9 protein-coding genes are annotated in these 12844 nt (G+C 74.5%); all 9 read right to left on the bottom strand.

The features are described from left to right. Positions 1–32: 32 nt before the first annotated feature. Positions 33–632 carry an NUDIX domain-containing protein gene (locus AC3EN4_RS27630; RefSeq protein WP_435209025.1) on the bottom strand — a complete coding sequence of 200 codons (600 nt, stop codon included), beginning with the start codon at positions 630–632 and terminating at the stop codon, positions 33–35. Further along, the gene (pyrG, locus tag AC3EN4_RS27625; RefSeq protein ID WP_422739671.1) at positions 629–2374 is read right to left on the bottom strand and encodes a CTP synthase; all 1746 of its coding nucleotides are present in this window, start codon (positions 2372–2374) and stop codon (positions 629–631) included. The genes AC3EN4_RS27630 and pyrG overlap by 4 nt, the downstream gene beginning before the upstream one ends. Positions 2375–2526: 152 nt before the next feature. Further along, positions 2527–4935 (bottom strand): hypothetical protein, encoded by a 2409-nt coding sequence (locus AC3EN4_RS27620; RefSeq protein ID WP_435209023.1) that lies wholly within the window; start codon positions 4933–4935, stop codon positions 2527–2529. Then, the gene (locus AC3EN4_RS27615) at positions 4935–6083 is read right to left on the bottom strand and encodes a glycosyltransferase family 4 protein (protein WP_435209104.1); all 1149 of its coding nucleotides are present in this window, start codon (positions 6081–6083) and stop codon (positions 4935–4937) included. The genes AC3EN4_RS27620 and AC3EN4_RS27615 overlap by 1 nt, the downstream gene beginning before the upstream one ends. A 31-nt stretch (positions 6084–6114) precedes the next feature. After that, entirely contained in the window at positions 6115–7806 is a 1692-nt protein-coding gene (murJ, locus tag AC3EN4_RS27610) for a murein biosynthesis integral membrane protein MurJ (RefSeq protein WP_435209021.1), read from the bottom strand. A 1-nt stretch (position 7807) separates the two neighbouring features. Next, positions 7808–8674 (bottom strand): hypothetical protein, encoded by an 867-nt coding sequence (locus tag AC3EN4_RS27605; RefSeq protein ID WP_435209020.1) that lies wholly within the window; start codon positions 8672–8674, stop codon positions 7808–7810. 43 nt (positions 8675–8717) lie between these two features. Beyond that, positions 8718–9659 (bottom strand): copper transporter, encoded by a 942-nt coding sequence (locus AC3EN4_RS27600; RefSeq protein ID WP_435209018.1) that lies wholly within the window; start codon positions 9657–9659, stop codon positions 8718–8720. Between the two features lie 27 nt (positions 9660–9686). Further along, the gene (steA, locus tag AC3EN4_RS27595; protein WP_435209017.1) at positions 9687–10865 is read right to left on the bottom strand and encodes a putative cytokinetic ring protein SteA; all 1179 of its coding nucleotides are present in this window, start codon (positions 10863–10865) and stop codon (positions 9687–9689) included. Positions 10866–10984: 119 nt separating this feature from the next. Then, entirely contained in the window at positions 10985–12742 is a 1758-nt protein-coding gene (gene recN, locus AC3EN4_RS27590) for a DNA repair protein RecN (RefSeq protein ID WP_422739665.1), read from the bottom strand. Between the last annotated feature and the right edge of the window lie 102 nt (positions 12743–12844).

Raw genomic sequence — 12844 nt, 5'->3', positions numbered from 1 at the left:
TACTCGATGATCGGCTGGACCGCCGGCGGCGCTCAGCGCGGCAGCGGCGCCTCCGCCCGGCGCAGCGCCGCGAAGCCGGTGTCCCGGCCACGCGCCGCCGCGAGCAGGCCGGCCACCGCGGACGCGTTGGTGATCTCGCCGGCCAGGACCATGCCGACCGCCTCGTCCAGGTCGACGCGGACGACCTGGAGGTCGGCCTCCTCGTCGTGGCGCTCGTGCCGCTCGTCGGCCGGCACGTCGGCGAGATCCCGGGCCAGGAAGACCCGGACGAGCTCGTTGGTGAAGCCCGGCGAGCTGTGCAGGTCGACCAGCACGTCGATCCGCCCGGCGGTCAGGTCGGCCTCCTCGGCCAGCTCGCGCAGCGCGGCCGCCGGCAACTCCTCGCCGGAGACGTCCATCAGCCCGGCCGGCAGCTCCCACAGGTGCCGGCCCACCGGGTGCCGGTACTGGCGGATCAGCACCACCTGACCGGCGTCGTCGAGAGCCACCACGGCCACCGCCCCGACGTGCCGCACGAGGTCACGCCGCCCGGTGCCGCCGCCCGGCATGGTCACCTCCTCGGTGACCACGTCGAAGATCCGCCCCCGGTAGCGCTCCTCACGGGAGCGGACCTCGTAGCGATGCTCGGTCACGCCGACGCCTTCGTGGCGGCGCCGTTGCGGGCGGCCTTGCGGGTCGACGGCGCCTCCGCGGCCGCCTCGAGGTCGACCGGCAACTGGTCGGCCTGCGAGTACGCCACCGCGGCCTTGACGAACGACGCGAACAGCGGGTGCGGACGGGTCGGGCGGCTCTTGAGCTCCGGGTGCGCCTGGGTGGCCACGAAGAACGGGTGCAGGTCGCGGTCCAGCTCGATGAACTCGACCAGGCGGCCGTCCGGCGAGGTGCCGGAGATGTGCAGGCCCGCCTTGGTCAGCGCGTCCCGGTAGGCGTTGTTGACCTCGTAGCGGTGCCGGTGCCGCTCGCTGATGTCGGTGCTGCCGTACGCCTCGGCGACGATCGAGCCCTCGGTCAACGTCGCCGGGTACGCCCCGAGCCGCATGGTGCCACCCAGGTCGCCCTTGCCGGCGACGATGTCCTCCTGGTCGGCCATGGTGGCGATGACCGGGTGCGCCGCCTGCTCGTCGAATTCGAGGGAGTTCGCGCCGTCCAGGCCGGCCAGGTGCCGGGCCACGTCGATCGTCATGCACTGCAACCCGAGGCAGAGGCCGAGCAGCGGGATGCCGTTCTCCCGGGCGTACCGGGCCGTGCCGATCTTGCCCTCGATGCCGCGCACGCCGAACCCACCCGGGATGAGGATGCCGTCCACGCCGGCCAGGGCCGCCGCCGCGCCCGCCGGGGTGACGCACTCGTCGCTGGGCACCCACTTGAGCTGCACCCGCGACCGGTTGCCGAACCCGGCCGCCCGGATCGCCTCGCTCACCGACAGGTACGCGTCGGGCAGGTCGACGTACTTGCCGACCACCGCGACGGTCACCGTGTGCCGGGGGCGGTGCACCCGCTCCAGCAGGTCGTCCCAGCTCGTCCAGTCCACGTCCCGGAACGACAGCCCGAGCCGGCGCACCACGTACGCGTCGAGCCCCTCGCGGTGCAGCACCTTCGGGATGTCGTAGATGCTCGGCGCGTCCGGGGCGGCGACGACCGCCTCGCGGTCCACGTCGCAGTAGAGCGACAGCTTCTCCTTGAGCTTCTCCGGGATCTCCCGGTCGCAGCGCAGCACGATGGCGTCCGGCTGGATACCGATGTTGCGCAGCTGCGCCACCGAGTGCTGGGTCGGCTTGGTCTTCAGCTCGCCCGACGGGGCCAGGTACGGCACCAGCGAGACGTGCAGGTAGAAGCAGTTGTCCCGGCCCAGGTCGTGACGGACCTGGCGGATCGCCTCCAGGAACGGCAGCGACTCGATGTCGCCCACCGTGCCGCCGACCTCGGTGATGACCACGTCGGGCAGGACGCCGTCCTCGTCCGGATCCGCCATCGCCAGGATCCGCGACTTGATCTCGTTGGTGATGTGCGGGATGACCTGGACGGTGTCGCCCAGGTACTCGCCGCGCCGCTCCTTGGCGATGACGTCGGAGTAGATCTGCCCGGTGGTGACGTTCGCCTTGCCGGACAGCGCCCGGTCGAGGAAACGCTCGTAGTGTCCGACGTCGAGGTCGGTCTCGGCGCCGTCCTCGGTGACGAAGACCTCGCCGTGCTGGAACGGGTTCATCGTCCCCGGGTCGACGTTCAGGTAGGGGTCGAGCTTCTGCATCACCACGCGCAGCCCGCGCGCGGTCAACAGGTTGCCGAGGCTGGAGGCGGTGAGGCCCTTACCCAGCGAGGAGGCGACGCCCCCGGTGACGAAAATGTGCCTGGTCGTCCGTGCTGATGGGGCCAAGGCCTGCTCCCGTGTCGTCTGTCGCGGTCATGCAGACCGCCGTGCTCGATCAGCAAAGTGATCACGCGATCCACGGGATTCCACGGTAACACCTCCGCGACGGGTACTCGCAGGCCGCACCCCGGCTGGGCCATCTCGACGACACCCGGCGGTCAGGAGGCGGCAACCTCGCTCGATGGCCGGTCCACCGGCGCGTCCGCCGGACGCCGCTGCGCCGGAGCGGTGGCCGCAGCGCCCCCCGTGGGACCGTCCGGCCGTCCGGCGCCGTCGACCGCCGGCGAGCCCAGGTCCAGCCCCCGGACGACCGTACGGGGCGGCGCGGCGGGCGCACCGCTGACCGGCCGGGGGTGACCCGCGCCCAGCGGACCACCGCCGCCGGTCGGACCGTTCCCTCCGCCGGCCGGCCCGTCGCCCCCGGAACCCGAATCGTCGTCGGCCTCGTCCTCCCGCGCGCGGCCGGTGCCGGGACGGGTCCGGTCGGCGGCGTGCCCGAGGACCCGCAACGACGCCAGCGCCGCCATCGGCACCACCAGGGCGGCCGCCGCGCCGGCCACGTCCAGCGCCGCGCCGTCGAGCACGCCGCCCAGCACCGCGGCGACGGCCGTGCCACCGAACGCCGCCCGCACCGCCGGGTAGATGCCGAACAGCCGCATCAGCCCACCCCACGGCTGGAGCAGGGCGAACCACACCAGCAGCCCGCCGACGATCGCCAGCACGGTCAGCGGGCTGTTCACCAACGTCTCGAAGTTGGCCGTGCTGGAACGGTGCACGGTGAACCCGCCGGTGCCGTCGCCGACCGCGGACAGGAACCGGCCCAGGCTCCCCCGCTCGGCCGCCGGCCGGCGCAGGTCCACCACGGCGAAACCGATACCGACCGCCAGGGCGGCCATGCTGGCCCACGCCAGCCGGCTGATGGTCAGCCAGCCACCGGCGCTGATCGCCGCCGCCACGCTCAGGCCGGCGGTCAGCGCGATCGCGCCGACCGGGTCGGCGCCCAGGTACGGGCTGCCCACCACCACCACGGCGAGGCCACCCACGGCGACCATCACGGCGGGCCGCCAGCGCCGGTGCACCCGCTGGGCGAGCCACCCGCCGGTCACCAGCGCGCCGGCGAGGAACACCCCGAGCGCGACCGTGCTCAGCCCGGCGTAGCGGCCACCCTGCAACGCGGAGTAGCCGACCACACCGTTGAGCTGGAGGCGGGCACCGGTCAGCACGTCCACCCCGACGACCAGGGTGGTGAGGCCGGCCACCGCGCCGACCGGGCCGAGGGTCCTGGCGTACCCGGGGGCGAACCGCACCGCGGCCGTGCCTCCCGCGACCAGCAACGCGGTGACCCCGGCGAAGATCCACCCCGGGTGCCCACCCCGCCACCAGGGGACGGCGTCGGCCAGCAACGCGGCCGGAACGGTCAACGCCGCCGCGACCAGCAGCAGCTCGACCACCGCCACGACCCGGGCGGGAATCGGGGTCGGACCGGTCGGGCCGGCGTGCGGCCGGGCGCGGCGCAGCAACGGCAGCACCGCCAGGGCCAGCAGCACCTGCACCACGGCCAGCACGGTGAAGAACCCGCCGGAGACGGTCCGCTGGGCGGCCGCCTCCCGGTCGGCGTCCGCCGGGGCGTCGATCGCCTCCGTCAGGTCCGCCGGCCGGCCGCCCGTGCTGACCGCCGGACGGCCCAGGAACAGCCGCTCCGGCATCGGCCGGCCCAACGCGGCCAGCGCCGTGGGCGCGAGGTCGACGAGTTGCAGGTAACCGTCCCGGCCGGTGCTGGCCGAGGTGAGCCAGCCCCGCTCCCACCCCGGGCCGTCGGCGATCGCCACGTGCAGCCGCGACGGTCGCTCGGTGTCGGAGATGCCGGCGACCAGCACCAGCGACCGCGGCGGGCGGGCGGCCAGGACCCGGGCCAACTGCGCGTCGGCCGCCCGCGCCTCCTCGGCGCGCGCCGCCGGGTCGGTCCCCTCGATCGTGCCGAGGTCGACGATGCTCAGCACGCACGAGCCGAGCAGCCGGCGCGGATCGGCCGGCAGACCCGCGGCGTACCTGTCGACCCGGCCGAAGGGCCGCGCGGCGGCCACGGCGGCGCCCGGACCCACGGCGACCGAGCAGCGCACCGACTCCGACAGCGACCCGGGCAGGGTGCCCCACGGCAGCCGCTGCTGGTTGTACTGGACCACGCTCTCCTGGTCGGGCAGGTTCGCGCCGATCCCGTCCGGCTGCTCCACGGCCACCGAGGCCGGCGGGCAGCCGCCGTCGGGGCGGGCGCCGTTCCAGCCGGCGAAACTGCCCGCGCCGAGCGTCAGCCAGCCGTCCACCGGGCAGGTGGGCCGGTGTGCGGACCGTACCGACAACGAGCCGATCGAGCCCTCCTGGGCCATCCGCCACAGCGTCGGCGTGCGCTGCTCGTCGACGTCCTCCCAGCGCAACCCCGCCACACCGGCGAGCACCACGAAGTCGGCGGTGCGCTGCGGCGTGCCCTGCGGCGGCCGGACGGCCAGCGCGGCGACGCCCAGCGCCACCACGAGCACCGTCAACAGTGCCGGGGCCAGTCGACGCACCATCACCGGTGTCCCGTCATGGGCGCGTCGGAACCGGGCGCCGCCGGGTGGGCGGCCAGTTCGGCGTAGAGGGCGGCCAGCACGGCGACCGTGTCCGCCTCGGTGGGCCACGTCGCCGCCCGTTCGGCGCCGCGCCGGCCCAGATCCGCCCGGGCCGCCGGGTCGTCCAGCAGCGCGCGCACCGCCGCGTCGACCGCGTCCACGTCGACCGAGGGGACGAGCACGGCGGCGTCACCGACCAGCTCCGGCAGGCCACCCACCGCCGTCGTCACCAGCGGCACGCCCGCCCGCATCGCCTCCTGGGCGAACAACTGCCGCGCCTCCCAGTCGCTGGTGACCACCGCGAGGTCGGCGCCGGCGAGCAGGTCGGCCACGTCGGTACGGTGCCCCAGCAGGGTCACCGGCGCGCGGGCCGCCGAGATCCGGGCGGCCAGCGCCAGGTACGCCGGGCCGCTCCCGGCGATCACCACGACCGGCGGAGGGGTACGCGTGCGCCAGCGGGCCGCCGCGTCGACCAGCACGTCGTAGCGTTTCTGCGGGTGCAGCCGCCCCACCGAGAGGATCAGCGGCTGCTCCGGTCCGACGCCGAACTCGGCGCGGACGGCGGCGCGACGGCGACGCGGCGCGGGAAGCGGCGGGGCGGCGACCGGGGCGAGCCGCGCGTCGGCGGCGCCCAGCGCGGCGGCCCGCTCGACCAGGTCGGCGGACGCCCCGAGGGCCACCCGGGCACCACGGGCGACCACCCGCTCGACGAGCCGGGACACCCCGCCGCGCAACCCGCCCGCGAGGACCGCGTTGTGCCAGGTCACCACCAGCGGGACGGCCGGTCGGGCCAGCACGGCGACGAGACCGGCGCGCAGGCCGTGCGCGTGCACCACGTCGACCCGGGTCGTGGCGAGCACCCGCCGCAGGGCGAGCACCGCCCGCGCGTCGGCCGGGGTCGGGCTGGCCGGGATCTCCACCGGTTCGAAACGCGCCCCGACGCCGACGAAGTCGAACTGCTCCTGCGTCGCCGCCGGCCCGCAGACCAGCACCGTCGCCCCGGACGCCACGAGCCCGCGCGCCACCGAACGGACGTGCTGGCCGACCCCGCCGGTGCTGGACGCCAGCACCAGCGCCACGGCGCCCGACCAACCGTTGCGCTCCGTCATGCCGGCCACCGCCGGATGGTGTTGACAACGCTCACCGAACCGCCGTCTCCTTCCCGTCCCCCGACTCCGGGGGGACCGCGCCCGGCGTGGACGTGCCGGCCCGGCCCCGCTGGCCCCGCCGCAGGCGGCGGGCCACCCCGGTCAGCAGCGGCCGTACGTCCCTCCGGTCGACGAACCAGACCACGACGAGGAACACGACACCGACCAGAACCCCGGACAGCATGCCCTGACCGAGCGCCCCGGCCGTCGTCGGGGTGCCGCCGTCCAGCCTGTCGAGCCAGCGGCTCAGGCCCAGCCCGGCGAACGCGGCGAGCACGCCGGCGAGGAGACCGGCCGCCCCGGCACGCGCCGCTCCGGCCAGCGCCGGCGCACCGGCGGACCGGGCCACCGCGACGACCAGCAGCGCGCCGAGCACCACCATGCCCACCGAGTTCGCGGACGTCACCGCGAGCACCCGGTCGGTCAGCGGCAGGACCCGGCCGAGCGTCAGCACCGCGAGCGGCACCACGAGGAAACCGGCGGCGGTCGCCACCGTGGCCGCCCGGGTCTGCCCGCGCGCGTAGAGCGCCCGGGTGAGGATCGCGAACAGGCCGTAGCCGACCAGGCCCGGGGCGTACCCGATGATCGCGGCGGCGGCGGTGGGCGCGGTGGACGCGGGGAAGAAGAAGTGCCCGACCGGCCCCGCGGTGCCGACCAGCGCCGCCGCGCCGAGGCAACTGAACAGCAGCACCCCGCGCACGGCTGGCGCCAGGGTCGCCCGGTAGGTGTCCTCGTCGCCGGCCGAGCGTGCCGCCGCGAGGGTCGGATAGGCCGCCACCGCCAGCGGCACCGCCAGCACCGCCCACGGCAGCAGGTAGACGGTCTGCGCCAGGTTGTAGACGCCGGGGTTGCTGCGCGCGCCCGCGGTCACCTGGTTGAGGCTGACGATCAGGGCGATCTGCTGTGTGGTGACGGTGACCGCGCCCGCCACCGCCAGCGCGCCGACCCGGGCCCGCGCGTCGGGGGGGAACCCGAAACCGGGCCGCGCCCCCAGTCGCAGCCGGCGGACCGGAACGAGCAGCGACAGTGACAGCACCACCACCCCGAGGGTCGTGCCGGCGGAGAGCAGCACCTCGCCGCCGGGGCTCACCCCGGCGACCGTGGCGTAGCGGCCCTGGGTGGCCGTGAACCCCAGGTAGACCACGATCACGGTGAGGCTGGACAGTAGCGGAGCGAGCACCGGCCAGGCGAAACGGCGGTGCGCCTGGAGTACCCCGGTGAGCACGATGCCGACCCCGTACAGCGGTAGCTGCGGCGCGAAGACCCGCAGCATCCGTACGCCGCTGTGCTGCTGGGCATCGGTGAGGTGGTGCCCCAGCGACTCGACCACCGGGCCGGCGAACAACGCCACGAGCAGCGCGAGCGGCACCAGCAGGGCCAGCGTCCAGGTCAGCAGGGCGCCGGTGGTCCGGGCGACGGTCTCCCGGTCACCGGCCTCGACCGCGCCGGCCAGCAGCGGTACGACGAGGCTGGCCAGCGCCCCACCGGCGACGATCTCGAAGATGAAGTTCGGCACCGCGTTGGCGACCACGTAGGCGCCACCGAGGTCGGTCGGGGCGAGACTCCAGGTGAACACGGCGGTCCGGCCGAAGCCGGCGAGCCGGCTGAGCACGGTGAGGACGGCGATGAGCGCGGCTGCCCCGGCCAGCCGGCCGGCGCCGGCGAGGGGGGCCGGTCTGGTCACGTCAGTCGGTGCGCCGGCCCAGTGCGTCGAGCTCCCGCAGACCCGGGGTCCGCTGGATCACCGCCGTGAAGCTGACCTTCTCGCTGGCGGCGGTGAGCCCGGCCAGCACGGCGAGCAGGCCGGCGCGGCCCAGTGGGCCGCTGCGGGCGGCTAGCGCGACGCCGAGCAGCGCGCCGAGCGCGTTCGCGCCGCTGTCGCCGACCATGACGTCCTCGGACAGGTCGTCGCCGAGCAGGCCGGCGGCGGCGCCGACGGTGCCGGCGGCGATCCCGCCGTGCGGACCGCCGGTCAGCGGCGCGCCCAGCAGCAGCCCGGACTTGATGGCCCGGCCGGGTCGCAGGTCGAGCAGGTTGAGCAGGTTGGCGGTGCCGGCGATCACGCCGGCGCCGAGCAGCACGTCCACGCCCCGACCGAACGCGCCCTGGCGCTGCCGGCGCGGGTGCGCGGCGACGCGGGGGTCGGCGGCGAGCAGCGCGGCGGCGCCCAGCCCGGCCGCGCCCACCCCGACCACCTTCACGAGCCCGGCGGTGACCCGCCCCTCGCGCAGCGCGGCGAGGTGCCCGGCGAAGCCCTTGGCCGCCTTCTGCTCCGGTCGCGCCCCGACCACGTCGTCGTAGAGCCCGACACCGCCGGCGCCGAGACCGGCGACCAGGGCGGCGCCACCGGAGGCGGCGCTCGTCGCACCGAACGCGCCCGCGGCGGTCGCGCCGGCCGCCAGCGCCGGACCGGCGGCGAGGGTCACCGTCCGGCCCCGGAAGTTGGTGCGCTCCAGCGCCGGACCCACCGGGGCGGTCCGCACCTCGCGCAGCGCGTACCGGGCGGCGGCCGCTCCGGCGGCGGCGACCAGCAGCCGACCCAGCGTGCTCATGCCGGCACCTCGTCAATTACGGACACGGCGGTACGTCGTTCGCTCACTGGGGCAGTCTAGGCAGCAGGGACGCGGCGTTGTCGCCGACGCCGTACTGGCCGGCCTTCTTCTCGGTGAGCTGCTGCACCAGGGCCAGGCTGGTGACCAGTTGCCCCTGGACGGTGTTGGCGTTGTCGACGGTCGAGATGGTCTGCGACAGCACCGGGTCACCCCGGACCACGGACACCACGTTGCCGCCGGCGGAGCCGTTGCCGCCCACCACGATCGCCCCGGTCCGGTCGAACTGTTCGGCGATCTTGACGACCGACTCGTCCCGCTTCTCGGAGTCCTTGTCGACGTACGGCTGACCGCTGACCACGACGACCGCCTCCGCCGGACCGGTGACCTTGTTGTTGTCGGTGGTCAGGTAGCCGGCGTTGTTGTACGCGGCGAGCACCGCCCGTCGGTCGGCGTCGCTGACCGGCGCGGTGCCCTGGGCCCGGTCCAGCAGGACGCTGGCCAGCAGCGCGCTGGAGGTCTCCACCCCGTGCCCGTTGCCCGGCAGGCCGGTGGTCTGCGCGGTCGGTCGGGCCGCGGTGACGGCCAGTTCCAGCAGGTTCGAGTTGTTGTCCGGGTTGATGAACTTGTCCTGCAGGTCCACCCGACCGGTGATGGTGGCGCCGGCGAGCTGGAGCTTCTTGAGCACACCCTCGGTGTGGTCACGTCCGTTCGGCAGGCTGAGCACCACCACCCGGCGTCCGCTGAGGGTGCCCGGCAGGACCACCTGCGACATCTCCTCGGCGAACTCCTCCTCCAGACCGAGCTGCTTCTCCATGTTGGCGACCTGCTGGCGCCACTGCTGGTTGTCCTTACGCAGCCCGGTGACCTGCTGCTTGAGCGAGTCGGCGACCGGCCCGTTGAGGGCGGCGGTGCCGACCACCAGGCCGATCGCCAGAGCCAGGAAGACCGCGGTGAGGGACACCACGTGGTAGCGGAAGTTGATCACGCTTGCAGCCTCTTGATCGGTCGGGAACTAGAAGAGCCGGTACAGCTGGAACACGAAATTGTCCCACCATTCGGCGACCACACCCAGGTACGCCTTACCGACGGTGGAGACCGCCACCGCGGAGGCCATCGCCGCGATCGCCGAGAGCACCAGCAGCAACAACGACGAACCGGAGATGCTCTGCCGGTAGAGCCGGCTCACGCCCTTGGCGTCGACCAGCTTGCCGCCGACCTTCAGCCGGGTCAGGAACGTCGAGGCCATTCCGCCGCGGCCCTTGTCGAGGAACTCGACGAGGGTGGCGTGGGTGCCGACCGCGACCAGGAGGGAGGCGCCCTTCTCGTCGGCCAGCAGCATTGCCAGGTCCTCGCTGGTCGCGGCGGCCGGGAAGGTGATCGCCGGGACGCCGAGCCCGTTGACCCGGGGCAGGCCGGGCGCCCGGCCGTCCGGGTAGGCGTGCACGATCACCTCGGCGCCGCAGCGCAGCACGTCGTCGGTGACCGAATCCATGTCCCCGATGATCATGTCGGGGGTGTAACCGGCCTCGACCAGCGCGTCCGCGCCGCCGTCCACGCCGATCAGCACCGGCTTGAACTCCCGGATGTACGGGCGCAGCACGTCCAGGTCGGCCTTGTAGTCGTAGCCGCGCACCACGATCAGGCAGTGCCGGCCCTGGATCTGGGTCTGGATGTCCGGTACGCCCACACCGTCGAGCAGCAGGTCGCGCTCCTGGCGCAGGTAGTCCATCGTGTTGGCGGCGAACGCCTCCAACTGCACCGACAGCCCCTCCCGGGCGTCGGACATCGCCTTGGCGACCGACTCGGCGTCCTGCAGGGTGCCGTGCGCCACCGGCTCCTCGCCCGCGAACACGGTGTTGCCCTCGATGCGCACCTGGTCGCCCTCGCGGATGCGCTCGAAGACGCCCTCGCCGAGATCGTCCAGGAGCGGGATGCCGGCGGCGATCAACACCTCCGGGCCGAGGTTGGGATAGCGGCCGGAGACCGACGGCTTGGCGTTGAGGACCGCGCCGACACCGACAGCGACCAACGAGTCGGCCGCCACCCGGTCCAGGTCGACGTGGTCGATGACCGCGATGTCGCCGGGGCGAAGCCGGCCGACCAGGCGTTTCGTTCGGCGATCAAGGCGCGCGGTGCCGAGGACTCTGCCCGGTTCGGCATTCCGGTTCCGGCGCAACGTGGGTAGACGCATCGTGACCATCCTGGCATGTGAGGCAGGCTTTTCTGTCGCGACATGCCTGAGCAGGGCCGCCTACCCAGGGAAGCACACGCCGGCGCGAGCCGGTGTGCTTGCGCCCACAATACGCGGCGTCACAACCGCCTTTCCTTCGCCGCGACCGCCAGCAGCTCCTCGGCGTGAGCGATACCCAGATCCGAATCGGGCAAACCGGCCAGCATCCGGGCCAGTTCCCGGGCACGTTCGGTGTCCTCCACGACCCGTACGCCGCTGGTGGTCACCGCGCCGCCGGTGTCCTTCGCCACCACCAGGTGCCGGTCGGCGAACGCGGCCACCTGCGGCAGGTGCGTGACGACCAACACCTGGTGACTGCGGGCCAGCCGGGCCAGCCGACGACCGATCTCCACCGCGGCCTGACCGCCGACACCCGCGTCGACCTCGTCGAAGACCAGCGTGGGCGGGCCGCCGGAGCCGGCGAAGACCACCTCGATGGCGAGCATCACCCGGGACAGCTCACCGCCGGAGGCGCCGCGCTGCAACGGCAACGACGGCGCGCCCGGGTGAGCCAGCAGCCGCAACTCCACCTCGTCGCCGCCGTCGGCCGCGACGCCCACCTCGACGCCGTTGACCGTCAACGACGGCTCGGCCCGCCCCGCCGGTCGGGGCAGCACCGCCACCTCGATCCGGGCGTGCGGCATCGCCAGACCGGCCAACTCGACGGTGACCTGGTCGGCGAAGCGGACCGCCGCCTCCTGCCGGGACACCGACACCCGGGCGGCCAGGTCGGCCACCTCCGCGGCCAGTCGCTGCCCCTCGCGGTCCAGCTCGTCGAGCAGGTCGTCGGAGGTGTCCAGGTCGGACAGTCGGGTCCGGGCCCGCTCGGCCCAGGCGACGACCCCGTCGACGTCGTCGGCGTACTTGCGGGTCAACGTGCGCAACGCCGCCCGCCGCTCGTAGACGTGCTGCAACCGGGCCGGGTCCGCGTCCAGCGTCGCCAGGTACGCCGACAGCTCCGCCGACACGTCGGTGACCAGGGTGGCCGCCTCCTCCAGGCGGGCCGCCAACTCGCCCAGCGCGGGATCGGTGCCGGCCTGCGCCTCCAGGGTGCGCCGGGCAGTGCCGAGCAGCGACGCCGCGTCCGGCGTCTCGTCGGCCACCTCCGCGCCACCCGCCACGCACTGCTGGGCCAGCTGCGCGGCCGTGCGCAGACCCTCGGCGTGCTCCAGTCGCTGCGCCTCGGTCTTGAGCTCGTCGTCCTCGCCGGGCTGCGGGTCCACCCGGGTGATCTCGTCGAGGCCGAGCCGCAGCAGGTCGGCCTCCTGGTTGCGCTCGCGCGCGTTGCGCCGCCGGTCGGCCAGGTCGTCGACGATCCGTCGCCAACCGGTGTACGCCTCGCGCAGCGCGTCGAGCAGCTTCTCGTGCGCCGGCCCGGCGAACCGGTCCAGGGCGGCCCGCTGCTCGGCCGGGCGCAGCAGGCGCAACTGGTCGGACTGACCGTGCACGGCCACCGCCTGCTCGCCGACCTCACCGAGCATCGACACGGGCATGCTCCGGCCGCCCAGGTGGGCCCGCGAGCGGCCCTCCACGGTCACCGTACGGCTCAGCAGCAGCGAGCCGTCCTCGTCGGGCTCGCCACCGGCGTCGCCGATCCGGGCGTGCACCGCGTCGGCGACCCGCCCGGCGAGGCGCAGCCGACCCTCGACCACGGCCCGGCCCGGCTGGGCACGGACCCGCCCGGCGTCGGCCCGGCCGCCGAAGAGCAGGCCGAGGCCGGTGACCACCATCGTCTTGCCGGCACCGGTCTCGCCGGTGATCACGTTCATCCCGCCGGTCAACGGCAGCGTGGTGTCCTCGATGACGCCGAGTCCGGTGATGCGCAGCTCTTCCAGCACAGCAACCGACAGTAGACGCGAGGGCCGACAGTTGACCAGCCGACGGGCCCCACGACCGGGCCCCGGTGCGGCCGTGACCTGGCCGACGTACAGTCTTGCCCC

Source organism: Micromonospora sp. bgisy143, assembly GCF_057708145.1.
The sequence above is the reverse complement of the archived record's forward strand: the minus strand, read 5'-3'. Positions and strand labels throughout refer to the sequence as shown.